Origin of the sequence: Curtobacterium sp. NPDC087082 (assembly GCF_044745045.1) — a bacterium.
Taxonomy (GTDB): Bacteria; Actinomycetota; Actinomycetes; order Actinomycetales; family Microbacteriaceae; genus Curtobacterium.
Map to the genome: position 1 here is coordinate 143,129 of NZ_JBIUZN010000001.1, position 20,743 is coordinate 163,871.

Annotated in this window: 24 protein-coding genes; 8 read left to right on the forward strand and 16 right to left on the reverse strand. The window is 72.4% G+C overall.

From position 1 onward, the window contains the following. Window positions 1-49 precede the first annotated feature (49 nt). Complete coding sequence (locus ACIPEP_RS00615) at window positions 50-1,387, forward strand: M23 family metallopeptidase (protein WP_139201829.1); 1,338 nt, start codon at window positions 50-52, stop codon at window positions 1,385-1,387. Here the strand turns inward: ACIPEP_RS00615 and ACIPEP_RS00620 are convergent. The 6 genes from ACIPEP_RS00620 to ACIPEP_RS00645 are packed head-to-tail and all read right to left on the reverse strand — an operon-like array spanning window position 1,384 to window position 4,455. Beyond that, on the reverse strand, window positions 1,384-2,253 hold the full coding sequence (locus tag ACIPEP_RS00620) for a phosphotransferase (RefSeq protein WP_402716167.1): 870 nt from the start codon (window positions 2,251-2,253) through the stop codon (window positions 1,384-1,386). The two genes, ACIPEP_RS00615 and ACIPEP_RS00620, sit on opposite strands and share 4 nt — an antisense overlap. A gap of 7 nt (window positions 2,254-2,260) precedes the next feature. Continuing rightward, on the reverse strand, window positions 2,261-2,854 hold the full coding sequence (locus tag ACIPEP_RS00625) for a hypothetical protein (protein WP_402716168.1): 594 nt from the start codon (window positions 2,852-2,854) through the stop codon (window positions 2,261-2,263). Further along, window positions 2,851-3,459 (reverse strand): hypothetical protein, encoded by a 609-nt coding sequence (locus ACIPEP_RS00630; protein WP_402716169.1) that lies wholly within the window; start codon window positions 3,457-3,459, stop codon window positions 2,851-2,853. The genes ACIPEP_RS00625 and ACIPEP_RS00630 overlap by 4 nt, the downstream gene beginning before the upstream one ends. Next, window positions 3,456-3,824, reverse strand: coding sequence for a hypothetical protein (locus ACIPEP_RS00635; protein WP_402716170.1), 369 nt, complete (start codon window positions 3,822-3,824; stop codon window positions 3,456-3,458). The genes ACIPEP_RS00630 and ACIPEP_RS00635 overlap by 4 nt, the downstream gene beginning before the upstream one ends. Further along, on the reverse strand, window positions 3,821-4,012 hold the full coding sequence (locus ACIPEP_RS00640) for a hypothetical protein (protein ID WP_070417057.1): 192 nt from the start codon (window positions 4,010-4,012) through the stop codon (window positions 3,821-3,823). Before ACIPEP_RS00640 ends, ACIPEP_RS00635 begins: the two co-directional genes overlap by 4 nt. Then, a complete protein-coding gene (locus tag ACIPEP_RS00645; protein ID WP_070419251.1) occupies window positions 4,009-4,455 on the reverse strand; it encodes an Asp23/Gls24 family envelope stress response protein in 447 nt (148 codons plus the stop codon). Before ACIPEP_RS00645 ends, ACIPEP_RS00640 begins: the two co-directional genes overlap by 4 nt. A 119-nt stretch (window positions 4,456-4,574) precedes the next feature. Between ACIPEP_RS00645 and ACIPEP_RS00650 the strand changes: the two genes are divergently transcribed. Next, window positions 4,575-5,411, forward strand: coding sequence for an exodeoxyribonuclease III (locus ACIPEP_RS00650; RefSeq protein ID WP_402716171.1), 837 nt, complete (start codon window positions 4,575-4,577; stop codon window positions 5,409-5,411). Window positions 5,412-5,507: 96 nt separating this feature from the next. Next, window positions 5,508-5,765: a nuclease gene (locus tag ACIPEP_RS00655; protein WP_402716172.1), complete on the forward strand. Its 258-nt coding sequence runs from the start codon at window positions 5,508-5,510 to the stop codon at window positions 5,763-5,765. Between the two features lie 4 nt (window positions 5,766-5,769). Here the strand turns inward: ACIPEP_RS00655 and ACIPEP_RS00660 are convergent, their stop codons facing one another. Both ACIPEP_RS00660 and ACIPEP_RS00665 read right to left on the reverse strand, forming a co-directional pair. Further along, window positions 5,770-6,177: an aldehyde dehydrogenase gene (locus ACIPEP_RS00660; RefSeq protein ID WP_402716173.1), complete on the reverse strand. Its 408-nt coding sequence runs from the start codon at window positions 6,175-6,177 to the stop codon at window positions 5,770-5,772. 62 nt (window positions 6,178-6,239) lie between these two features. Further along, entirely contained in the window at window positions 6,240-7,163 is a 924-nt protein-coding gene (locus ACIPEP_RS00665; RefSeq protein ID WP_402716174.1) for an AEC family transporter, read from the reverse strand. A 73-nt stretch (window positions 7,164-7,236) separates the two neighbouring features. On the opposite strand from ACIPEP_RS00665, the gene ACIPEP_RS00670 reads away from it, so the two are divergent. The 3 genes from ACIPEP_RS00670 to ACIPEP_RS00680 all read left to right on the forward strand — a co-directional run bounded on the left by ACIPEP_RS00670 (window position 7,237) and on the right by ACIPEP_RS00680 (window position 9,186). Next, window positions 7,237-7,833 (forward strand): nitroreductase family protein, encoded by a 597-nt coding sequence (locus ACIPEP_RS00670; protein WP_070417061.1) that lies wholly within the window; start codon window positions 7,237-7,239, stop codon window positions 7,831-7,833. Between the two features lie 79 nt (window positions 7,834-7,912). Next, complete coding sequence (locus tag ACIPEP_RS00675; protein WP_083295084.1) at window positions 7,913-8,347, forward strand: acyl-CoA thioesterase; 435 nt, start codon at window positions 7,913-7,915, stop codon at window positions 8,345-8,347. An 80-nt stretch (window positions 8,348-8,427) separates the two neighbouring features. After that, window positions 8,428-9,186 (forward strand): HAD-IIB family hydrolase, encoded by a 759-nt coding sequence (locus ACIPEP_RS00680; protein ID WP_071303454.1) that lies wholly within the window; start codon window positions 8,428-8,430, stop codon window positions 9,184-9,186. Window positions 9,187-9,218: 32 nt separating this feature from the next. Here ACIPEP_RS00680 and ACIPEP_RS00685 read toward each other — a convergent pair whose 3' ends face one another. Both ACIPEP_RS00685 and ACIPEP_RS00690 read right to left on the reverse strand, forming a co-directional pair. Continuing rightward, window positions 9,219-9,842, reverse strand: a complete 624-nt coding sequence (locus ACIPEP_RS00685) for a phosphoribosylanthranilate isomerase (RefSeq protein ID WP_070417063.1) — start codon at window positions 9,840-9,842, stop codon at window positions 9,219-9,221. 76 nt (window positions 9,843-9,918) lie between these two features. After that, window positions 9,919-10,971, reverse strand: a complete 1,053-nt coding sequence (locus ACIPEP_RS00690; protein WP_402716175.1) for a serine/threonine-protein kinase — start codon at window positions 10,969-10,971, stop codon at window positions 9,919-9,921. A gap of 198 nt (window positions 10,972-11,169) precedes the next feature. On the opposite strand from ACIPEP_RS00690, the gene ACIPEP_RS00695 reads away from it, so the two are divergent. Further along, window positions 11,170-11,373, forward strand: coding sequence for a DUF2945 domain-containing protein (locus ACIPEP_RS00695; protein WP_070417065.1), 204 nt, complete (start codon window positions 11,170-11,172; stop codon window positions 11,371-11,373). Window positions 11,374-11,377: 4 nt separating this feature from the next. On the opposite strand, the gene ACIPEP_RS00700 is transcribed toward ACIPEP_RS00695, so the two are convergent. Then, on the reverse strand, window positions 11,378-12,127 hold the full coding sequence (locus tag ACIPEP_RS00700; protein ID WP_402716176.1) for a DedA family protein: 750 nt from the start codon (window positions 12,125-12,127) through the stop codon (window positions 11,378-11,380). 51 nt (window positions 12,128-12,178) lie between these two features. Beyond that, window positions 12,179-13,321, reverse strand: a complete 1,143-nt coding sequence (locus tag ACIPEP_RS00705) for an ROK family transcriptional regulator (RefSeq protein WP_217637336.1) — start codon at window positions 13,319-13,321, stop codon at window positions 12,179-12,181. A 36-nt stretch (window positions 13,322-13,357) separates the two neighbouring features. Here ACIPEP_RS00705 and ACIPEP_RS00710 point away from each other — a divergent pair, with 36 nt between their 5' ends. Next, window positions 13,358-15,070, forward strand: a complete 1,713-nt coding sequence (locus ACIPEP_RS00710) for a beta-N-acetylhexosaminidase (RefSeq protein WP_402716177.1) — start codon at window positions 13,358-13,360, stop codon at window positions 15,068-15,070. Window positions 15,071-15,306: 236 nt separating this feature from the next. Here ACIPEP_RS00710 and ACIPEP_RS00715 read toward each other — a convergent pair whose 3' ends face one another. The 4 genes from ACIPEP_RS00715 to ACIPEP_RS00730 form a co-directional block, all read right to left on the reverse strand. After that, entirely contained in the window at window positions 15,307-17,433 is a 2,127-nt protein-coding gene (locus ACIPEP_RS00715; RefSeq protein WP_402716178.1) for a fructose-specific PTS transporter subunit EIIC, read from the reverse strand. Window positions 17,434-17,501: 68 nt separating this feature from the next. Continuing rightward, window positions 17,502-18,524, reverse strand: coding sequence for a 1-phosphofructokinase family hexose kinase (locus tag ACIPEP_RS00720; RefSeq protein WP_402716179.1), 1,023 nt, complete (start codon window positions 18,522-18,524; stop codon window positions 17,502-17,504). After that, the gene (locus tag ACIPEP_RS00725) at window positions 18,521-19,309 is read right to left on the reverse strand and encodes a DeoR/GlpR family DNA-binding transcription regulator (protein ID WP_070417069.1); all 789 of its coding nucleotides are present in this window, start codon (window positions 19,307-19,309) and stop codon (window positions 18,521-18,523) included. Before ACIPEP_RS00725 ends, ACIPEP_RS00720 begins: the two co-directional genes overlap by 4 nt. Window positions 19,310-19,828: 519 nt before the next feature. Next, on the reverse strand, window positions 19,829-20,632 hold the full coding sequence (locus tag ACIPEP_RS00730) for a carbohydrate ABC transporter permease (protein WP_254791852.1): 804 nt from the start codon (window positions 20,630-20,632) through the stop codon (window positions 19,829-19,831). Window positions 20,633-20,743 lie beyond the last annotated feature (111 nt).

Below are 20,743 nucleotides of genomic sequence, written 5' to 3' on the forward strand. Positions count from 1 at the left end.
CGCGCGGCGACGGCCGATCGTGCCTGAACGGATGTATAGGCTCGTGCCCGTGACTCGTCCCACCAGCCACTCCCGTCCCCGTGCCGCCGTCCGACTCCGTCTCGCCGCCACCGGCCTCGCGCTCGCGGGCCTCGTCGGCACGGTGGTGTTCGACGCGCCGGTGGCGAGCGCGGCGACCTACCCCTCGTGGGACGAGGTCATGGCCGCGCGCGGGCAGGAGTCCGACAAGCAGGACCAGATCACCGAGATCCGCGGCATCATCTCCGGGCTGTCGAGCAAGGTGAAGGCGGCCGAGGCCGAGGCCGAGCGCCTCGGCACCGAGTTCTTCGATGCGCAGAGCGAAGCGCAGGACGCCGCCGAGAAGGAACAGCGGCTCCGCGCCGACGCCGACGACCACGCCGAGGTCGCCGAGCAGAGCGCCGCCCAAGCGGGGCAGTTCGCCGCCCAGATGGCCCGGTCCGGCGGCGCCGACGTCACCGCGTCCGTGATCTCCGGCGGCCAGGACGCCAGCGACCTCCTCTACAACCTCGGTGCGCTCAGCAAGCTCTCCGAGCAGGCCGAACGCGTCGAGGCCGCCGCCACCGCCGACGCCGCCGTCGCCCGGTCCCTCACCGCCCAGGCCGACCGTGCGTCCGAGGCGCTCGACGACCTCGCTGCCGAGGCCGAGCGCCGCATGCAGGCCTCCCAGGCCGCGGCGGACAAGGTGCAGGCCGCCTACGACGAACAGCAGACCAACAAGGCACGGCTCGACGCCCAGCTCGCGACGCTGACCTCCGGCCGGGTCCGGACCGAGGCCGAGTTCGCCAAGGGCGAGGCCGTGCGCAAGGCGGCGGAGGAGAAGGCCGCGCGCGAGGCCTACCTCCGCGCCATCGCCGCCCAGAACGCCGCGAACGCGGCCAACGCCGGCAGCGGCGGCGGGGGTGGCGGTACCGGCAGCAGCGGCTCGGGTTCCAGCGGTTCGCCGGGGTCCGGCTCAGGGACCGGGTGGGTCCGTCCGGCCAGCGGGTACGTGATCAGCCCCTACGGGTACCGCGTGCACCCGATCTACGGCACCGTCATCAAGCACGACGGCGCCGACCTCGCGAGCGGGTGCTCGACGCCCATCGTCGCGGCGGCGGCCGGCACGGTCGACTACGCCGGCTGGTACGGCGGGTACGGCAACTACGTCCGCATCAGCCACGGCGGCGGGGTCCAGACGGCCTACGGGCACATCGTGAACGGCGGGTTCCGGGTCAGCCCCGGCCAGCAGGTGTCGGCCGGGCAGCTGATCGCGCTCGTCGGCTCCACCGGCAACTCGACCGGCTGCCACACGCACTTCGAGGTCCACGTGAACGGCGCCACGGTCGACCCGGTGCCGTTCATGCAGGCGCGGGGCGTGGCCTTCTAGCCGTCCCGTCGGGCATCCGGTCCGGCGCTCGTCCCGTGGGCGGTCTCCGTGCCGGACGCGGTCTCGAAGCCGGACGCGGTCTCGATGTCGGACGCGGTCTCGATGCCGTCGTCGTCCAGGTTCCACAGCGCCCGGTACCAGGCCGTCCGCTCCTCGTCGACGGGCAGCCCGTACGCCTCGTGGAAGAGTCCGTCCCACCCGGGGCCGTAGTTCCACCCGAGCGCCATCGTCGCCACGCCCAGGTCCGCCCAGCGGTCGGCGATGCCGAGGGCGTCGAGGTCGACGTGCCCGGCGAACCGACCGTCCGCGCCGATCAGGGTGTTCGGCGTGCACGGGTCGCCGTGGCACACCACCACGCGGTCCACGGGCGGCTCCGGACCGAGCGCGTCGGGGTCCGCGCCGGCAGCGCGGGCCCTTCCGGCCCGCTGCACGGTGGACCACTCGAACGGGCAGTCGAGCACGGGCAGGGTGTCGTGCAGCGCCCGCAGTCCCTCGCCGGCCGCGATCACGGCCGTGCGCGGTTCGTCGTGCCACCGGGGGTCGACCGCGCTCCACCCCGGCAGCGCGCGGGTGCGGAGCCAGGCCCCCTCGTCGTCGACCCCGTGGTCGAGGAGTTCCGGGACGCGCGCGTACCGGGAGGCCCAGGTCAGGCGTGCGGCCTCGCCGACGATCCAGGGCGTATAGGCGTGCGGGAGCACCTTGACGTACTCCTCGGCCAGGCCGTCCGCACCGATGCGGAACGTCCGGCCACCGATCTCGTTGACCCACACGGCCTGCACCGGACGACCCCGTGCGACGCCACGGACGACCGCGGGCACCGCGACGGCACCCCGCGCACGGGACAGTCCGTCGATCGAGCGCGGCATGCCGACCTCAGTGCACCCGGTCCGTGCGGCGGGAGCCCGCGCCACCCCGGGCGATCTCGAGCAGGACCGGCAGACGGTCCCCGAGCAGGGCGTCCAGGTCGGCGACGATGTCCTCCACCCCGGTCGTGATGTCGCGCGGCGAGGCTCCGCGACGGGGTCGGACGCGGATCCGGATCGCCCGGCCGCCCCGGACCCGGAACACGTCGACCGCGAGCGAGCCCACCTGCGGCATGGCACCGATCGCCGACGACAGCGCGTGCTGCACCGCGGCAGCGTCGATCCGGACCGAACCGGCGACCCCGCCGGCGGACCCGTCGTCCTCGACCACGGTGCCGACCCGACCGCCACCGAGCGTCGACAGCACCACGATCGCCAGGACCCCGAGCACCACCGCGCCGCCGAGGACCCAGGTCCACGCCGTCACCGAGGTCTCGCGCGGGGCATCCGCACCCAGGGCGTCGAGCACGCCGGCACGCTCGTGCCACGCCGTGGCCGCCCACGGCAGCGTCTGGACGAGGATCGCCCCGACGCCGAGCACGAGCAGCGCGAGTCCGACCAGCACGAGCGCCGTCCGTCCGACGACGCGGTTCGTCGCGTTCATCCGTCCACCCGTCCGGTCGGCTGCACGCGGACCCGCGCGGTGACGACGGGCTGCGCGTCGATCGCGGCGAACTCCGCGGTCACGGCGTCGGTCGCGGCGACCGCGGGGACGTCGGCACCCGCGGGCGGGCGGAGCACGACGTCGACCGTCCGACGGCCGACGGTGCCGACGGCCGCGTCCGGACCGAGCCGGGTGGCCGACCGTGCGGCCCGCGCGGCGGCCGATGCGAGCACCTCGTCGTCGACGACCACGGCGAGCCGCGACGACGACATCGCGTGCCGGGGGCGACGCTGCGGCAGGAGCCCCTGCGCGAGGAACACGAGACCGACCAGGGCGACGATCGCCGCGATGCCGACCACGACGGTCGCGTCGAGCCCGCGGGGTGCCCGGGCGGCGGCGTCCACGACCGCGCGGGGGTCGACACCGAGCGCACGCTGGTCGAGGAACACGAGTGCGGCGGCGAACACGGCGGCCGCGGCGAGCACGAGGGTGACGAGCATCGCCACGACGACCGCTCCCGACCGCGAGGCGTTCGTCTCGCGGCGGACGATCCGGCGGTACACCCGGCCGTGGGTCGGGCCGGCCGGCAGGGAACGCTCGGTCACCGGACCCTCCTCGGGGTGTCGACGACGGACGACGAGAACGTCACGGTCACCCGTTCGACCTGTCGGCCGGTGATGGCGCGGAGCCGCTCGGCGATCGTGCCGCGGGCGCGGTGCGCCGAGGTGGTGACGGGTTCGTCGGGGACCGCGTGGCTCCCCAGCACGGGGACGGCGAGCGGTGCGGTGATCTCGACCGCCAGCCCACCGCGGCCGTCGTCGGCGACCCGGGCACGCGCCTCCTGGAACGGCACCCGGAGCGCTTCCGCAGCGACCGCCTGCGCGGTGTGCACGAGGGCTGCCGAACCGATCCGGTCGGAGCCGGGGACCCGTCCGCCGCTGCCGGGACCGGCGACGGCGGGCGTGCTCACGACGAGCTCCGGCGTCCGCGCAGCACGTCGAGGAGTCGGCGCACGTCGACGTCGCCGGTGACGATGCGGGCGACGATCCCGCCCACGAGCATGCAGACGGCCACCACGACGAACGCCCATGCCCCGAGCGTCACGGCGACGATCGCGAGCAGTGCGCCGACACCCATGCCGACGACGGTGGCGTTCACCGGACGCGGCCCTCGGCGTCGTCGGCGACACCGTTGAGGGCGGGGATGTTCACGTCGTTGATGGCGATGTTGACCTCGGTGACCTCGAGCCCGACGAGCTCGGTGACCGCGGTCGTGACGGCCGCGCGCACCGCGGTGGCGACGTCCATCATCGGCGTCGGGTAGTCCACGACGATCGTCAGGTCGACCGCGACCTGCGTCTCGCCGACCTCGACGCGGACGCCCTGGCCGAGCGCGCTCGAGCCGATCGCGTCACGGATCGCGCCGAACGCCCGGGCCGCATTGCCGCCGAGCGCGAAGACGCCGGGGACGTCCCGGGCGGCGATGCCGGCGACCTTCGCGACGACCGTGTCGTCGATGATCGTCCGGCCCTTGGTGGTGACCTGCGTCGTCGTGGTGCCGGTCGTCGCGGTCCCGTCGACGCGGTTCGTCGTCGATGCCATGAGTGCCTCCGATGCAGTCTCGTCCTGGTGTCCAGCGAACACCATCGTGCCGTGCTCCGCCCGGGAGCACGGCCCGGCGCGCGGAGCCCGCCGGGCCGGCGCACGGTAGGTTCGGACCCATGCGCGTGGCGACCTGGAACGTGAACTCCGTCCGCACCCGAGTGGGTCGGATCGTCGACTGGCTGGTGCGCGAGGACGTCGACGTCCTCGGCATGCAGGAGATCAAGTGCAAGCCGGAGCAGTTCCCGGTCGAGGCGTTCGAGGCCGCCGGGTACCAGGTCGAGGCGCACGGCCTGAACCAGTGGAACGGGGTGGCCTTCGCCAGCCGACTCCCGCTCGAGGACGTCACCCGCGACTTCCCCGGCCAGCCCGGGTTCCTCAAGGGGCACGAGGGCCCCGACCTCCCGGTGGAGGCCCGCGCCCTCGGTGTCACGGTCGACGGCGTCCGCCTGTGGAGCCTCTACGTGCCGAACGGGCGCGAGGTCGGCGACCCGCACTACACGTACAAGCTCGACTGGCTCGGGCAGTTGGCCGACCGCACCTCGGAGTGGCTCACCGCGCGCCCCGAGCAGCCGCTCGCGCTGATGGGCGACTGGAACGTGGCGCCGCTCGACTCCGACGTGTGGGACGTCTCGGTCTTCGAGGGGCACACGCACGTCACCGAGCCCGAGCGCGCGGCCTTCCGGGACTTCGAGGCGCGGGGCCTGCAGGACGTCGTCCGCCCGATCGTGCCGGACGGCTACACCTACTGGGACTACAAGTCCCTGCGCTTCCCCCGCAACGAGGGCATGCGCATCGACTTCATCATGGGCTCGCAGGCGTTCTCGGACGTCGTGACGGACGCCCGCATCCACCGCGACGAGCGGAAGGGCGACGCGCCGAGCGACCACGTCCCGGTGTCGGTCGACCTGGACCTCGAGACCTCGCTCGACGACGACCGGCCGATGATCTTCTGACGCCGTCTGTTACTCCCCGCGTCCGCCCTCGTTGAGCGGGGCGGACCCAGCGACGTACGTTGCCTGCACCGAACCCCTTCGAGAGCAGGTGAAGCCATGTCCCGCACGACCCCGTCGACGATCCTTCCGATCCAGCGCGTCATGGCCGACGCCACGCCCCGCGCCTGGAGGGACGGCATCGTCGCCGAGACACGCCCCGCCGACGTGGTGGTCGCGTTCCTCGACGGCGGCGTGACGCAGCTGCGGGTGGCGGACGCCGACACGCTCGTGTCGGTCGGCGACCCGGTCGCCCACCACCCGGCCGCGGAGATCCTCAGCGCCGGCGGTCGGAAGACCACCGCGCGCACCGCGTGACGCGTCAGGCGGTCATCGAGGCCATCATCGCCTCGCACTTCGCGACCATCTCGTCGCACGCCATCGCGCAGTAGCGGCACGACTCGTCCATGTCCGCGTGGCTGCGGCACTCGGCGGCACACGCCGTGCCCATCGCGACGCAGGCCGTGAGCATCGCGCGCATGCTGTCCACGTCCATGCCCATCGGACGCATCATCATCCGCATGCCGGTGTCGGCCATCATCGCCGTGTTCGAGCACATCGCGGCACAGGTGGCCATGTCGGCACCCATCTGCATGTCGCTCGCGGAGCACATGGTCGCGGCCATCGACGCGGCGTTCATCGCCATCATCGTGTCCTGCATGAGCTCAGCGTTCATCGCCACGGGCATCTCGCTCGTGGACATGGTCTTCATCATCGCCATGGTGTCCATCGGGGACCTCCTCTTCCGTTCGGTGGCGCCCACGGTACGCGCCGCCCCGATGCGGCACGCGGCTAGGGGTGCAGGAGCGCGGCGACCGCGACCAGCACCGGCACGGAACCGATCGTCGAGATGAGCACCACGTCCCGCGCGACCGGCACCGCCGCCCCGTACCGCTGCGCGTAGTTGAAGACGTTCTGCGCCGCCGGCAGCGCCCCGAGGGTCGTGAGCACGAAGACGTCCTGGTCCCCCAGCCCGAACACGAACCGGGCGAACACGAACGCCACGGCCGGCATCACGACGAGCTTGATCGCCGACGCCACGATGACGTCCGTCCGGATCGCCGGGTCGCGGAGCGGGGTCGCACCGTGCAGGCTCATCCCGAACGACAGCAGGACCACGGGCACGGCGGCCGCGCCGACGAGCGAGAACGGCTCGAGCACGGGCGTCGGCAGGTCGATGCCCGTCGCCGAGAAGACCAGGCCCACGAGCGAGGCGATGATGATCGGGTTCCGGAACGGCCCCGAGATCCGGCGCCACCAGCTCCCGCCCGCCGAGGTCGCGGTGTCCAGGATCGTCAGCGCGATCGGCGCGAGCACGATGAGCTGCAGCAGGATGACCGGCACGACCGCGGTGGCCTGGCCGAGGACGTAGACGGCGACCGGCAGCCCGATGTTGTTCGCGTTGACGTAGCTCGCGGCGAGCGCCCCGACCGTCGTGGTCGCGAGCGGCCGGCGCAGGACGACCCGGAAGACCACGCCGGCGCCGATGGCCACCACGACCGCGCTGAGCAGGGACACCCACAGCATCGGCGACAGCAGGACGTGGATGTCCGCCGTGGCGATCGTGTGGAAGAGCAGGCAGGGCATGAGCACGAAGAACGCGAGCCGGCTCATCACGAACTGGGCGTGCTGGCCGAGCAGTCCGATGCGTCCGACGACGTACCCGGCGGCGATGATCGCGCCGATGATCGCGAACCCGGTCAACACGCCACCCATCGGCTCCATCCTTGCACCATGCGACGTTGCTCAGGCCGGAAATGCGAACGCATCGAATACCGTTGTGCCCACCATGACCTCGACGAACTCCAGCACGCTCACGCGTTCGACCGACTCCAGCCAGCCCCTCGTCCCCCTGCTCGAGGAGCGGTGGAGCCCCCGTTCCTACGACGAGACCGCGACGATCGACGACGCGGCGTACGACGCGGTCCTCGAAGCCGCTCGCTGGGCCCCGTCGGCCATGAACTTCCAGCCGCGCCGCTTCATCGCCGGCCGCCGTGGCACCGAGACGTTCCGGAAGATCAACGAGAACCTGCTCGGCTTCAACGCCGCCTGGGCCTTCCGCGCCAGCGCCCTGGTCGTCGGCGTGCTCGAGACCGTGACCGAGGACGGCGACGAGCGTCCCTTCGCCCAGTACGACCTCGGCCAGTCCCTCGCGGCCCTGACCGTCCAGGCGCACGCCGAGGGCCTGCACGTGCACCAGATGGCGGGCATCGACGCCGAGGGCCTCCGTGCCGCGTTCGACCTGCCGGAGCGGTTCCTGCCCTACACGGTCACCGCGATCGGCACCGTGGCCGACCCGTCGCAGCTCGACGACAAGGCCGCCGAGCGCGAGGTCGCCCCGCGGACCCGTCTCCCCCTCGACGAGGTCGTCCTCGTCAAGGAGTAGTCCTGCACCACCGCACGCGGCCGCATCCCCACCGGGGTGCGGCCGCTGCCGTGTGCGGCGGGGCGTAGCATGTACTGACATGCAGCACGACGCGAACACCCCCGGCCCCGAGATGAACTTCTACACCCGCAAGTGGGTCCGTCCGGAGGACCTCAACGCCAACGGCACCCTGTTCGGCGGCAGCCTCCTCCGCTGGATCGACGAGGAAGCCGCCGTCTACGCGATCATCCAGCTCGGCAACGGCAAGGTCGTCACGAAGTACATGTCCGAGATCGTGTTCGTGTCGTCGGCGCGCGAGGGCGACATCGTCGAGATCGGACTCGTCGCCACCCGCTTCGGCCGCACCTCGCTGACGATGCGGGCCGAGGCACGGAACCTCTTCACGCACCGCAGCATCCTCACCATCGACGAGGTCGTGTTCGTCAACCTCGACGAGGACGGCTCCCCGGCGCCGCACGGCTACACCGACATCACGTACGACCGCGACCGGGTGCCCGCCACGCACCGCGCGTGACACCGCAGACATCACGCAGCGCCGTCCGGGCAGGACATCGCACCCGGCATGTGATCGGGGGCCTCTGGCAGGATCGGGGCATGACCACGCCCCGCCTCGTCGCCTTCGACCTGGACGACACCCTCGCCCCCTCGAAGTCCGCGCTCGACCCCCGGATGCTCGAGACCTTCGCGTCCCTGCTCGAGGTCGTGCCGGTCGCGGTGATCTCCGGCGGCAACTTCCAGCAGTTCGAGCAGCAGCTGGTCGCACCCCTGCGGCGTCGCGACGGGCTCGTGCTCGACGACCTGCACCTCCTGCCGACCTGCGGCACCGCCTACTACCGGTGGACCGGCAACGACTGGGCGCTCCAGTACGCCGAGGACCTCACCGACGAGCAGAAGGCGCGCGCCCTGGCCGCAGTCGAGGCCGAGGCAAAGGCCGCCGGGTTCTGGGAGTCCGAGACGTGGGGCCCCATCCTCGAGGACCGCGGGTCCCAGATCACGTTCTCCGCGCTCGGCCAGTCCGCTCCGGTGGACGTGAAGAAGCAGTGGGACCCGACGGGCGCGAAGAAGGACGAGCTCCGTCGGCGCGTCCAGGCCGAGCTGCCCGACCTCGAGGTCCGTTCCGGTGGCTCGACGAGCGTCGACATCACCCGCAAGGGCATCGACAAGGCGTACGGCATGCAGCGCCTGGCCGAGATCACGAGCGTCGCGCTCGACGACATGCTGTTCGTCGGCGACCGCCTCGACCCCGAGGGCAACGACTACCCGGTGAAGGCCCTCGGCGTCCCCTGCCACGCGGTCGAGGGCTGGGAGGACACCGACGCGTTCCTCACGGAGCTGATCCCCACCCTGCGCTGACGCGCCGACGGACGGGAGGCGCGGCGAACCACTCAGGGGATGCTGCGGACCGCCTCGACGAACGCCCGGATCTTCGCCTCGTCCTTCACGCCGCGCTCGGACTCGACACCGCTCGACACGTCCACGCCGTCCGGGTCGAGCGACTCGATCGCCGCGACCACGTTGGCCGGCGTCAGCCCGCCCGCGAGGATCCACGCTTCGTCGACCTTCCCCGTGATCGAGGCGGGGTCGATGAGCCGCCCACTGCCCGGCACCGCGGCGTCGAGCAGGAGCAGGTCGTGGTCGTAGGACGCGCGCTGTTCCGGCGTCTCGGCCAGGTAGTCCTCGGCCGCGACCGCCCGGATCGTGAAGAACCCGGCGTCACGGGCGCGCGCGAAGTCCGTGGCCGACTCGCCGCCGTGCAGCTGCAGCGTGGTGAGCCCCACGGCCGAGGCGATGCCGACGACCTCGTCGATCTCCTGGTCACGGAAGACCCCGACCGCGTCGATGCCGTCCGGCACCCGCTCGACGAGCTCCTTCGCGAGGTCCGCCGTCACGGTCCGGGGGCTGCCGGCGGCGAAGACGAACCCGACCGCGTCCGCACCCGCGTCGATGGCGGCGTCCACGGTCGCAGGGGTCGACAGTCCGCAGATCTTGATCCATCGCTGGTCGGTCATACCGTCCATCCTGCCAGGGACCCCGGAGGTGCGGAGCGGCCGCCGGTACGGGGTGCGCGGCGGCCGTGCGACCGGCCTAGTGCAGGGTGCCGGCGACGTAGGACGCCCCGCAGGCGACCAGGACGCCGAAGGCCGCGAACGACCCGACGAGCACGTTCCGCCGCCGCCAGCGCCGCACGGTGACGAACGTCCCGCGCTTGGCGTGCCGGTGCGCGGCACGGTGCAGGCGGTGGTCGCGCTTGTGCTTCACGCGCTGCGGCCCCAGCGGCACCGGACCGGTGATCTGGGCCGAACCACCGCGGAGGGCGTTCGCGATCGCCACCGCGGTCGGGCGGCGGTCGGGGTTGCGCGCGGTCATCTTCGCGAGGAGGTCCCGCCACTCCGGCGCGATGTCGTCCGGGATCTCGGGGTCGTGGCGGAGCCGAGCGAGTGCCGCTTCGATGAGGGTGCCGGAGTACTCCTGCTTGCCGGTCAGGGCCTCGAGCAGCACCAGTCCGAGCGAGTAGACGTCGGTGGCGAAGCCGATCGGTTCCCCGGCGACCTGCTCGGGGCTGAGGTACGCGGCCGTGCCGATGATGGTGCCGTCGTTCGTCAGGCGCGAGCCGTCGACGAAGTGGGCGACGCCGAAGTCGGTGAGCTTCACGGTGCGCGCGAAGCCCGACGAGCCCTCGTCGCTGATGAGGATGTTCGCCGGCTTGACGTCGCGGTGGACGATGCCGCGCGAGTGCACGTACGCCAGCGCGTCGGCCAGCTGGGCGCCGAGGTCGGCCACCTCGTAGTTGTGCAGGGCGCCCCCGGCGAGCCGGCGCAGGAGCGTCGTGTCCGCGATGAGCTCCATCACGATGTACCGGTGCGGACCGTCCTCGAAGTCGTGGGTGCCGGCGTCGTACAACGGGATGAGCCCCGGGTGCGACAGCATGCTGAGCAGCCGGATCTCGCGCTCTTGGCGGACCCGGTCGGCCGTGGTCATCGACTCGGGCGTGGCGAAGAGCTTCACGGCGACGGCACGGTAGGTGTGCTCGTCACGTGCTTCGTAGACGGATCCCATGCCGCCCGTGCCGATGAGCTTCACGAGGCGGTAGCGGCCCGAGAGGACCGTTTCCGACCGTGTGTCGTTCAGCAGGGTCATGGCTGATGTCGTTCCGTCCGGAGCCGGTGTTCCGTGGCAGTTGCCAACGTGGTGACTCACCCACTACGGTACGCGGCCGCCCCGTGATCCGCGCGGACGTTATGACATCGTGATCGGCCCACTTCCCTGTGTTCATGCGGATGCATCGGGGTACAGTCCGACGTCCGAACAGGTGAGCGATCACGCAAGGAGGACACCATGGCGCTGTCGAAGGGCGACACCGTGCACTGGAACACGTCGCAGGGGAAGACGACCGGCACGCTCGTGCAGAAGCGGGTCTCGGACTTCGAGTTCGACGGCCAGTCGTTCAAGCCGAGCGACGACGACCCGTACTGGATCGTCGAGTCGGAGAAGTCCGGCAAACGCGCCGCCCACAAGGAGTCGGCGCTGACGAAGGCGTGAGCGCTCAGTCGCCGGCGGGCTCGGCGCGACGACGGCCTCGGGCAGGCACTGCGCCGTGCTCGGTGCGCTGGTTCCGCTCGGCCCGGACGCGTCGGACCCGTCGGACGACGAACGTCACCACGACGACGGCGATCGCCACGTAGAGGACCCGGTCGATCCACTCGGTGTACTGCTCGACCTTGTCGTACTGGGTCCCGAAGGCCGCTCCGAGCAGCACCAGGGCGCTGTTCCAGATCCCGCTCGCGATGATCGTGAACACCGAGAACGTCCCGAGGTGCATCCGGTCCGCTCCGGCCGGCAGCGAGATGAGGCTGCGGACGATCGGCACGAACCGGCCGAAGAAGACCGCGCTCTTGCCGTGCCGGTGGAACCAGTCCGCCGCCTTGCGGAAGTCGTCCTCGTCGACGAGGGGCAGCTTGCCGAGCCAGCGCGTCGTCCGCTCGAAGCCGATGACGGCGCCGAGCCAGTACAGCACCAGTGCGCCGAGGTAGGAGCCGAGGGTCGCGAGCAGCAGGACGAGAACGAGGTTCATCCGGCCGGCACCCGCCAGGAACCCGGCCAACGGCAGGATCACCTCGGACGGGATCGGCGGGAAGACCGTCTCGACGAAGAGCATCAGCGCGACGCCCCACTCCCCCAGGGCGTCGATGAGCTGCAGCACGAGGCCGGAGAGCCCGCCCATCTCGGGGTCCGCGGCGGAGTCGCCGGCGGCGACGGTCATGGTGTGGGCAGGCGCAGCCACGGCAGTCGTCATCCCCCGATGGTGCCTGAGTGCCCTGTCAGGACCCGGCACGCAGCCTGGACGTCAGCCGAGTCCCATGTGCGTCGTCCGGACGTGGGTCAGGGAACGGGCGAGGGCGCCGCGGGCCACGGCGTCGCGGCCGACCGTCGACGGGACGATCTCGACGGGGTGCCGGAGCTGCGGCGTGACGATCTCGGTCAGGGCCTCGCAGAACACCGGGGCCGCCGGCAGGACCTCGCCCCCGACGACGACCACCTCGGGGTCGATCGTCGCGATGAGCTGCACGACCCCGGGCGCGACGTCCGCGGCGAGCGCCCGCACGGCCGCGGCGGCGTCCGGGTCGCCTTGCCCGGCCGACGCCATGACGGACTCGACGTCCGTACCGGGGGCGATCCGCGCCTCCAGTCGGGCGGGTGCGCCGGGCCAGCCGGTCGATGCCAGGCCGCCCATCTCGCCGGCCGCCCCGCGCGCACCGCGTGCGAGGGAGCCGTCGACCAGGTAGGCCGCGCCGATCTGGCGACCCATCACCAGGTACAGGCCGTCCTGCACGCCGCGGAAGCGTCCCCACATCGCCTCGGCGGTGGCGGCGAGCTTGGCGTCGTTGTCGAAGAACGTGGTGGCCGTGGGGAACAGGTCGCCGATCCGGCCGGGGACCCGTCGCTCGACCCACTGCGGGACCGCGACGGTGTAGTCGATCTCGCCGGAACGGTCCACGACGGCCGGGACCCCGAAGGTGGCGGCGAGGAGCCGTGACGGGTCGGTGCCCTCGACCAGACGACGGACGACGTCCTGCACGCTCTCCCACGCCTGCTCGGCGGAGGCGAGGTCGGTGTAGACCTCCTCGACCCGGGCGAGCTGCCGACCGCGGAGGTCCGAGCGGAGCCCCACGATGCCGTGCAGCCCGAGGTCGACCCCGAGCACCGACCCGGCCCCGGCGTCCGCGCGGAACCGCTTCGCGCGGCGACCCGCCTTGTTCGGCGTGGCGATCGCCTCGGCCTCGGTGACCCACCCCTCGTCGACGAGGTCGGCCAGCGCCGCCTCGACCGTGGGGCGTGACAGGCCCACGGTCTGCCCGAGCTCGGTGACGGTGTGCGAGCCGTCGTCACGGAAGAGCTCCGCGAGGAGCGCACGCGAGTTGATGAGTCGGAGCATCCCCGGTGTGCTGCCGACGACACCGTTCGGAAGCGTTGACACGGTCTCGTCCACGGCCATAGCCTCCATATTACGAAAGATCATTGAGGAATGGTGGACTCCGACATGCTCATCCCACGGCCGCGCCGCACCGAACCGGGTGCCGGCGCCTTCGCGATCACCCCGTCGACCCGCATCGCCGCAGACGCCGCGAGCGAGTCGGTCCGACTGTACCTGCAGCAGACCCTGCGGGGGTCGACCGGGCTGCCGGTGCGCGACGCCGACGACGCGGCCGGGGTCGACACCGTGCGCACGGACGTGATCGCACTCCGTGTCGCCGACGACGACACGCTCCCCACCGGACCGGCCGGTGACCGCTCCGAGTCGTTCCGGCTGCGGGTCACGGCCGACCGCGTCGAGATCACCGGCGGGGGCCCGGCGGGCGTGTTCTACGGCGTCCAGGCGCTCCTGCAGTCGCTGCCGGCCGACATCTACCGCAAGGGCCGGGTCGGCACCGGCCCGTGGACGGTCCCGGCGGTCACCGTCGAGGACGCCCCCGCGTTCGCCTGGCGCGGCGTCATGCTCGACGTCGCCCGGCACTTCCGCACCAAGCACGAGGTCATGCGGGTGATCGACCAGCTCGCCGCGCACCGGCTCAACCGACTGCACTTCCACCTCACCGAGGACCAGGGGTGGCGCATCGAGATCCGGAAGTACCCGCGCCTGACCGAGGTCGGCTCGTGGCGGAAGGAGTCGCAGGTCGGGGCGCACGTGCCGGACGCCGACGGGGTGCTGCACCCGGCGGCGTTCGACGGCCGTCCGCACGGCGGCTACTACACCCAGGACGACATCCGCGAGATCGTCGCCTACGCGGCCGACCGGTTCGTCACCGTCGTCCCCGAGATCGAGACGCCGGGGCACGTCCGCGCCGCCCTCGCCGCCTACCCGTCGCTCGGCGTCTCGGGCGAGCCGATCGACGTCTGGACGGAGTGGGGCATCGCCGAGGACGTCCTCAACGCCGAGGAGTCCACGATCGCCTTCTTCCAGGACGTCCTCGACGAGGTCATCGCCCTGTTCCCCTCGGAGTACATCGGCGTCGGCGGCGACGAGTGCCCCAAGGTCCAGTGGGAGGACGACCCCCGCACGCAGGAACGCATCCGCGAGCTCGGCCTCGACGACGAGGAGCAGCTCCAGGCGTGGATCATCGGCCGGCTCGCCTCCCACGTCGAGTCGCACGGGCGGCGGGCGTTCGGGTGGGACGAGATCCTCGAGGGCGGCACGCTGTCGAAGTCCGCGACCGTGCTCTCGTGGCGCGGGCTCACCGGCGCCCGGACCGCGGCGAAGCGGGGCCACGACGTGATCTCCGCCCCGGACGACCAGGTGTACCTCGACTACCGGCAGAGCGACCTCGAGACCGAGCCCATCCCGGTGTCGATCGTCCTGTCCGTCGACGACGTGTTCGCCTTCGACCCGGTGCCGGCGGACCTCACCGACGCCGAGCGCGCCCACGTGATCGGCGGCCAGGGCAACATGTGGACCGAGCACGTGGACACCGCCCGCAAGCTCGACTACCAGCTCTTCCCGCGGGTCGCCGCCCTCGCCGAGGCGCTCTGGTCGGCCGACGTCACCGGGCCCCGAGACGTCGCCGAGTTCCGGGGGCGGCTCGCCGAGCACCTCGCACGGCTCGAGGCGATGGGGATCGAGTACCGGCACGACGCCGGGCCGTTCCCGTGGGAGCAGCGGCCGGGGGTGCCGGGGCGGCCGCACTCGCGCGAGGAGCGTGCGGCCTACATCGACGCCGTCACCGCGAACATCGCGGACTGAGGCCCGGCCGCGCACGCTGGCGCGCGCTGCGTTTCGTGAGCAGAAACGGTCGGGTCGCGCCTGCCCACCCGACCATTCCTGCTCACGAAGTGCGGTGGTCGCGACCACGGACGGACGGACGGGAGGCGCGGTGCCAGCCGGCCCCCCCTCCCTCGCAGGCTCGGTCGGCGCGCCCCGCGCAACGCTTCGCGTTGCCGCTGAGCGGGGCGCGCCCGTCAACCAGGTGGTGACGACCACTACACGGCGACCGCCACGCGGTCGTCCGCCGTCTCGGACACGGCGGCGTCCGCCGCCGGCGCCCGCCGCACCCACTTCTTCAGCCCGACGAGCACGAGCGCCGACACCACGGTGCCCGCGAGGATCGCGACGATGAACATCGCCACGTCCCCGATCGCGAAGAACACGAAGATCCCACCGTGCGGCGCCCGCGAGGTCACGCCGGCAGCCATCGAGATCGCACCCGTGACCGCGGCACCGACCATCGACGCCGGGATGACGCGCAGCGGGTCGGCGGCCGCGAACGGGATCGCACCCTCGGAGATGAACGAGGCACCGAGCAGCCACGCGGCCTTGCCGTTCTCGCGCTCGGGCTTCGTGAACCCCTTGCGGTAGAGCACGGTCGAGGCGAGCGCGAGGGCCAGCGGCGGGACCATGCCCGCGGCCATCACGGCCGCCATGATCTCGAACGGGACGACGTTCGTCGCGGATCCGGCGCCGAGGCCGGCGACCGCGAACGCGTACGCCACCTTGTTGACCGGGCCGCCGAGGTCGAACGCCATCATCAGGCCGAGGATGATGCCGAGCAGGATCGCCGAGGCACCGGACAGCGAGTTGAGGAACTCGGTCAGCTGGGTCATCAGCCAGGCGATGGGACCGCCGAGCACGAGCAGCATGAGCCCCGAGGCGATGATCGACGCGAACAGCGGGATGATCACGACGGGCATCAGGCCACGCAGCCAACGCCAGGTCGGGATGCGGCCGATCCAGTAGGCGGCGGCACCGGCGATGAGACCACCGATCAGGCCACCGAGGAACCCGGCGTTCATGAAGACGGCGATCGAACCGGCGACGAAGCCGGGCGCGATGCCGGGTCGGTCGGCCATGGCGTAGGCGATGTACCCGGCGAGCGCTGCCACCAGGAACCCGAGCGACACGCCGCCGATCTGGAACGCGGCGGCGCCGAGGTAGTACGCCAGACCCTCCGGCGGCAGGTTCAGGAGCGTGTAGTTCGTCAGCGTGTAGACCGCGTTGTTCTGCCCCGAGTCACCGTGGGTCAGCGCGATGCCGTAGCCGGCGAGCAGGAAGCCGAGCGCGATGAGGAGCCCGCCGCCCGCGACGAACGGGATCATGTAGCTCACACCGGTGAGCAGCCAGCGCTTGAGCGCCTGCCCGAAGTGCTCGTCCTTGGCGGTGCTCGAGCCGGCCTCGGCCGCGTTGCCGTGCACGCGTGCGGCGTTCGGGTCGTCGGCGGCACGGAGGGCCTCGGCGATCATCTTGTCCGGCTCGTCGACACCGCGCTTGACCGGGCCGGCCACGAGGGGCTTGCCGGCGAAGCGGCCGCGGTCGCGGACGTCCACGTCGACCGCGAAGACGACGGCGTCGGCGCGGGCGATGAGGGCCGGGTCGAGCGGCTCGACCTGCGAGGACCCCTGCGTCTCGATGTGCATCTCGGCACCCGCGCGCTGGGCCGCGGCGACGAGGGCGTCGGCTGCCATGTAGGTGTGCGCGATGCCGGTCGGGCACGCGGTGACGCCGACGAGCACCTTGCGTGCTCCGGCGGTGGACCCGGCCGCGTCGCCGTCCGCGGCGTGCGTGGCGGCGGCGGGTCGCGCCTCCTGGCCGGTGACGGTCGCACTGGAGGCGCTGCTCGCGGTGCCGACGCCGGCCTGCGCGACCTCGCCGCTCACCTCGCGGTCGACGAGGTCCACGATCTCCTGTGGGGTGGCGGCGGCGCGGAGGGCGGCGGTGAAGTCCTCGCGGATGAGCGCACGGGCCAGGGTCGAGAGGACCGTGAGGTGGTCCTTGTCGGCCCCTTCGGGCACGGCGATCATGAAGACGATGTCGGCGTCGCCGTCCGGGGCGCCGAACGACACCGTCCGGGCGAGGCGGCTCATCGCCAGGGTCGGCTCGGAGACCGACGCGGACCGGGCGTGCGGGATCGCGATGCCACCGGGGACGCCGGTGCCGACGCTGGCCTCGCGCTTGATCGCGTCAGCGGCGAGGGACGCCCCGTCCGCCGCGCGGCCGGTCGCGGCGACGCGGTCGGCGAGGACGCGGATGACGTCGCTCGAGGTGGCGCCGAGGTCCTCGTCGAGACCGACGAGCTGGACGCTGATGAGGCGTGGACTCGTGTTGACGGACATGGGTTGCTCCTTTGCAATGGCGCTGGGGGCGCGGGTGCTGCGGGGTTGAGTGTGTGTGCGGGGGTGGGTCAGGCGGGTTCGGGCGCTCGCTCGAGCGCTCGGACCTCGATGCCCGACGGGTCGGTGTGGTCGAGGGCGGGGACGTCGCTGCCGGGGAGGGCGGCGGCTGCCGCTCCGGTGGCGACGGCCTGGGCGAGGCGCTGCTCGGGCGACTGCCCGGCGACCTCGGCGAGCAGGTAGCCGGCGAGGGAGGAGTCCCCCGCGCCGACGGTCGAGCGCGCCACGATCCGGGGTGCTGCGGCCGCGTAGCTCCCGTCCTCCGTCACGAGGACGGCTCCGGCGCTGCCGAGCGTCAGGAGCACGGTGCCGACGTTCTTGTCACGGAGGCGCTGCGCCGCGATCGCTGCCGCGTCGACGTCCCGCTCGAACTCGTCCGGGTCGCCGCCGACGACCTCGGCGAGCTCCTCGGCGTTCGGCTTCACGAGGTCGATCCGCTCGCCCGACTGCAGCAGCGCGGTGAAGGGGACGCCCGAGGAGTCGACCGCGATCCGGACGTCGTCGCCGTGGCGCTGCCGGACGGCTCGGACGAGGACCGCGAGGGCGTCGTCCGGCAGCCCCGGGGGCAGGGAGCCGGCGAGGACCACCCAGCGTGCGACGGGTCCGGTCGCGGTGGCACCGGCGGTGTCGGCGACGAGGGCCGCGAGGTCCTCGAGGCGACCCGCGAGCGACGGACCGGGCTCGTTGAGCTTCGTCGTCGTGCCGGTCGGCTCGGTCACCGTGACGTTCGAGCGGAGCGGTGCACCGATCGGGAGTGCCGCGGTCGGGATCCCGCGCGTCGCGAGGCCGAGCAGCACCGGGTCGAGCTCGTCGCCGGGCAGCACCGCCACGGTGTCGCCGCCGCTCGCGACGACGACACGGGAGACGTTGACGCCCTTGCCGCCGGGCTCGGCCGTGGAGCGGGTGGCGCGCTGGACGGCGCCGCGCTGGAGTTCGCCGGCGAGCTCGATCGTGCGGTCGAGGCTCGGGTTCGGGGTGACCGTGACGATGCGGGTGCTCAAGGTGCTGCGTGTCGTGTTCGTGTTCGTGCTCATGCGACGACCACCTCGACGTCGGCTTCGGCGAGCGCTCCGGCGAGGTCGGCCGGCGGCTCCTGGTCGGTGACGATCGTGTCGATCTCGTCGAGCCGGGCGAACCGCATGAGCGCCTCGACCCCGTGCTTCGCCGCGTCCGCGAGGACCACGCTGCGCCGGGCCGCGAGGACGTACGCCCCCTTCACCGCCGCCTCGTACTCGTCCGGCGTGCTCAGGCCGAAGCCCGCGGACAGGCCGTTCGTCCCCACGAAGGCGATGTCCGGACGCAGCGCGCCGATCTGCTCGACCGTGGCCGTGCCGACGGCGGCGCTCGTCACCCCGCGGACACGGCCGCCGAGCAGGTGCAGCTCAACGTGCTCGCTGTGCTGCAGGGTCGCGGCGATCGGCACCGAGTTCGTGATGACCGTGAGGGTCGCCCCGGCCGTCGCGGGCTCCCACCGGGCGAGCTCGGCGGCAACCGCGGCGCAGGTGGTGCCGGCGTCGAGGGCGATCGAGCCGGTGAAGGTCGGCGGGACCAGGCGCATCGCGGCCCGGGCGATGGCGGACTTGGCGGAGTTGTGCTGCCCCTCGCGCTCGGCGACGGAGAGTTCGACGACGCTCGATCGTCCGACCGGGACCGCTCCCCCGTGCACGCGGCGCAGGAGGCCGGCGGACTCGAGGGCGTCGAGGTCACGCCGGACGGTCTCGGTCGTGACGTCGAAGTGCTCGGCGAGGTCGGCCACGGACACGCGGCCGGCGTCCTGCAACGCTGCTGCGATCGCGTCGTGCCGCTCGGTTGCGTACATGCCCGAACTCCTTCGTTCCCGTGGGTTTCGAGAAGAGTACGTCCGGATGCCACACAAACGCAACCGTTCCGTGCCGGAACCAACACGGCCGCAGGTCGGCCCGCCCGCGGCCCGCCCGGGGCCCGCCCGCCGAGCGGGCGCTTTCCGTCCCGCTCGCCGCCCCCGCCCGCCCGCCGAGCGGGCCTTTTCCGTCCCGCTCGCCGCCCGCGGCCGACACCTTCCGCCCGCTCGACGAACGCGAGCGGCATGTCCCGCCCGCTCGAGCGCGCCCGCCCGGTCCCGCCCGCCCCGGGCGCGCCCGACCCCGCCCAGGCCGGTCCCACCCACGGCCGAGGTCGCACGAACTGCCGCCCGCGCGCCCCCCGAACGGCACATCGTGCGACCTCGGCGGAACGCAGACGGCAGGTCGTGCGACCTCGGCCCCGCCCCCACCCGCGCGCCCGACACACACCCCGGACACGACGACGCCCCTACCCGCCGAAGCAGGTCGGGGCGCGGTCGTCCCGGACGTCGAGCGCGTCAGCCCTTGACGGCCCCCGCGGTCATCCCACTCACGAGCCGCCGCTGCACGATGAGGAAGAACACCACCACCGGGATCGAGAACAGCACACTCGCCGCCATGAGCCCGCCGAAGTCCGTCCCCTTGTTCGTCGAGAACCCCGCGAGCCACACCGGCAGCGTGTACATCCCCTGGTCCTTGAGCATCACGTAGGCCGTCAGGTAGTCGTTCCACGCAGCGATGAACGCGAACACACTCGTGGCGATGACACCCGGCATCACCAGCGGGAACAGCACGCTCCACAGGATCCGGAACGTCCCCGCACCGTCGACCTTCGCGGCTTCCTCGATCTCGACCGGCACCGCGACGAAGAACCCGCGCATGACCCAGATCGAGAACGGCAGCACGCTCGCGACGTAGGCGAGGATCAGCCCGATGTAGCTGTTGAGCAGCCCGAGCGACTGGAACGACAGGAACAGCGGGATGAGCAGAGCACCCGACGGGATCATCTGCACGAAGAGGATCGCCACGAGGATCGCCCGCCGCCCACGGAACCGGAAGCGCGACAGCGCCGCCGACGCCAGGAACCCGACGACGATCGACAGCAGCACGGCCGCCACGACCACGATCGCGGAGTTCCGCAGGTACACGAGGAACCCGTCCTGCGTCAGCGCCCGCGTGAAGTTCTCGAGCGTCGGCCGCAGCGGCAGCCAGATCGGCGTGAGGGTCGTCACTTCGTCCGACGGCTTGAACGCCGTGTTCACCATCCAGTAGATCGGGAACACCCAGACCAGGCAGAAGACCACCGCGATCGTGTTCGCCACGACCCGCGGCCTGCGTCGGCGCGCGCGCACCGGCGCGATCGGACCGGGCCTGGAGGCGCGACCCGCCCCCGTCACGTCGGGTTGCGTCTCGGAAGCGGTCGCCCCGGTGAC

Bases quoted from the DNA above. Each gene is read 5' to 3' on its own strand.
- ACIPEP_RS00620 (WP_402716167.1), bottom strand. From the start codon at position 2,253: ATGCCGCGCTCGATCGACGGACTGTCCCGTGCGCGGGGTGCCGTCGCG.
- ACIPEP_RS00625 (WP_402716168.1), bottom strand. From the start codon at position 2,854: ATGAACGCGACGAACCGCGTCGTCGGACGGACGGCGCTCGTGCTGGTC.
- ACIPEP_RS00645 (WP_070419251.1), bottom strand. From the start codon at position 4,455: ATGGCATCGACGACGAACCGCGTCGACGGGACCGCGACGACCGGCACC.
- ACIPEP_RS00650 (WP_402716171.1), top strand. From the start codon at position 4,575: ATGCGCGTGGCGACCTGGAACGTGAACTCCGTCCGCACCCGAGTGGGT.
- ACIPEP_RS00655 (WP_402716172.1), top strand. From the start codon at position 5,508: ATGTCCCGCACGACCCCGTCGACGATCCTTCCGATCCAGCGCGTCATG.
- ACIPEP_RS00660 (WP_402716173.1), bottom strand. From the start codon at position 6,177: ATGGACACCATGGCGATGATGAAGACCATGTCCACGAGCGAGATGCCC.
- ACIPEP_RS00665 (WP_402716174.1), bottom strand. From the start codon at position 7,163: ATGGGTGGCGTGTTGACCGGGTTCGCGATCATCGGCGCGATCATCGCC.
- ACIPEP_RS00670 (WP_070417061.1), top strand. From the start codon at position 7,237: ATGACCTCGACGAACTCCAGCACGCTCACGCGTTCGACCGACTCCAGC.
- ACIPEP_RS00675 (WP_083295084.1), top strand. From the start codon at position 7,913: ATGCAGCACGACGCGAACACCCCCGGCCCCGAGATGAACTTCTACACC.
- ACIPEP_RS00680 (WP_071303454.1), top strand. From the start codon at position 8,428: ATGACCACGCCCCGCCTCGTCGCCTTCGACCTGGACGACACCCTCGCC.
- ACIPEP_RS00685 (WP_070417063.1), bottom strand. From the start codon at position 9,842: ATGACCGACCAGCGATGGATCAAGATCTGCGGACTGTCGACCCCTGCG.
- ACIPEP_RS00690 (WP_402716175.1), bottom strand. From the start codon at position 10,971: ATGACCCTGCTGAACGACACACGGTCGGAAACGGTCCTCTCGGGCCGC.
- ACIPEP_RS00695 (WP_070417065.1), top strand. From the start codon at position 11,170: ATGGCGCTGTCGAAGGGCGACACCGTGCACTGGAACACGTCGCAGGGG.
- ACIPEP_RS00700 (WP_402716176.1), bottom strand. From the start codon at position 12,127: ATGACGACTGCCGTGGCTGCGCCTGCCCACACCATGACCGTCGCCGCC.
- ACIPEP_RS00710 (WP_402716177.1), top strand. From the start codon at position 13,358: ATGGTGGACTCCGACATGCTCATCCCACGGCCGCGCCGCACCGAACCG.
- ACIPEP_RS00715 (WP_402716178.1), bottom strand. From the start codon at position 17,433: ATGTCCGTCAACACGAGTCCACGCCTCATCAGCGTCCAGCTCGTCGGT.
- ACIPEP_RS00720 (WP_402716179.1), bottom strand. From the start codon at position 18,524: ATGAGCACGAACACGAACACGACACGCAGCACCTTGAGCACCCGCATC.
- ACIPEP_RS00725 (WP_070417069.1), bottom strand. From the start codon at position 19,309: ATGTACGCAACCGAGCGGCACGACGCGATCGCAGCAGCGTTGCAGGAC.